Source organism: Nostoc sp. UHCC 0251 (assembly GCF_034932245.1).
Classification (GTDB): Bacteria; Cyanobacteriota; Cyanobacteriia; order Cyanobacteriales; family Nostocaceae; genus Nostoc.
The window spans coordinates 1-1173 of record NZ_JAYGHD010000281.1 but is presented as its reverse complement, the minus strand read 5'-3'; the positions used below and the strand labels follow the sequence as shown (position 1 = coordinate 1173).

Annotated in this window: 1 protein-coding gene; it reads right to left on the bottom strand. The window is 39.1% G+C overall.

Features of this window, described 5'->3' with window-relative positions; translation table 11 throughout:
- Positions 1-31 precede the first annotated feature (31 nt).
- A protein-coding gene (locus VB740_RS18205; RefSeq protein WP_323201360.1) for an ISKra4 family transposase occupies positions 32-1098 on the bottom strand; the annotation gives its coding sequence in 2 pieces (ribosomal slippage) (positions 32-942 and positions 942-1098; 1068 coding nt in all).
- Positions 1099-1173 lie beyond the last annotated feature (75 nt).

The window sequence follows — 1173 nt, the reverse complement described above, 5'->3', positions numbered from 1 at the left end:
GGGAGCATCCACTTTTGGAAGAAACACCTAATCAGACAGCAAGTAAACCATTAAGATAAGCACAACGAACAGAGAGGATGTGATTAACACTTTCAACATTCCACTGTGCGCCAGAAATTTTAATCCTTAAGCCAATTTGTTTAATTGCAGACTCAACGGCACCAGAACCAATAGAACATAACTGTTCAGCCTGATAATAGTTGTAATTGACAATGCGAGGGAGATGCTTTTCCAGATAAGCGATGAAATTTTTAGCTTGTTTACCTCGGCAATAATTAAATAAAGTCTTGGCTGCTTCTACTTGACCTTTCCACAATAAAGCTTCCGCAGCTTTGAGTCGCTTCAAAGAACCACCAACTTTATAAAGATTTTCCTTCAGATGATACCAATCCAAAATTTCACAGCGAGAAAACTGGTCTTGGCCAAATTCTCGCACTAGATTCCACACACCATCGTGACCATCTCCCAAGCAAACAAGGGGGTCTACCAACTGTTGGCTATTAACATAATCAATTAATGATTGGTTGTCATCAAAAAATGCACCATAGTAAATCCCTTGCAGGCGAACAGTTTTATAGTCTCGCCAGTGACAACCTGCTTTTGGTTTACCTCGCAGTCGGACTTTGCCTCCATCTACACTTACTTCGGAGACGGCTTGCAATGCTACGGGTAGTTGAAAATCTTGTGACAAAACTAGTTTTTGTTGGGTTGAGTGACCAACTTTTACTCCTGTTAGTGCCTCTACCTCTATTTCTGCATTCTGGTAGGAAATATTTGCTGATAGTCTCAAACAACATTTTTTCAGTAATGGACTTAACCTAGTTCTTGGTTTTAAACCCAGTCTCTGTAACTGTTTAGCTTTGAGAGTTAGTTCTCCAACTAGGCTTTGAATTTTCCTCGTTTTACCTACTTTTGTCCCTGTTTTCTGTTCGACAAAAAAAGGGCTATTTCTGGACTCACACGTTCTAGTATTTGACTACGAACTTTTTTTTCTATACTTTCTAGGTCTGTTAACTGACTCTTATCCGCTTCTTCATATAGTAATTTTGCCAGTTCCCTTACACAGGCTTTTATTTGTTCTTCTCTATCTTGGCTCATAGTAGTTGATGCACTCTTTTTATCTCCTTTTACATTCTCCCTTATTTTGTATATCTTCCAAAAGTGGATGCTCCC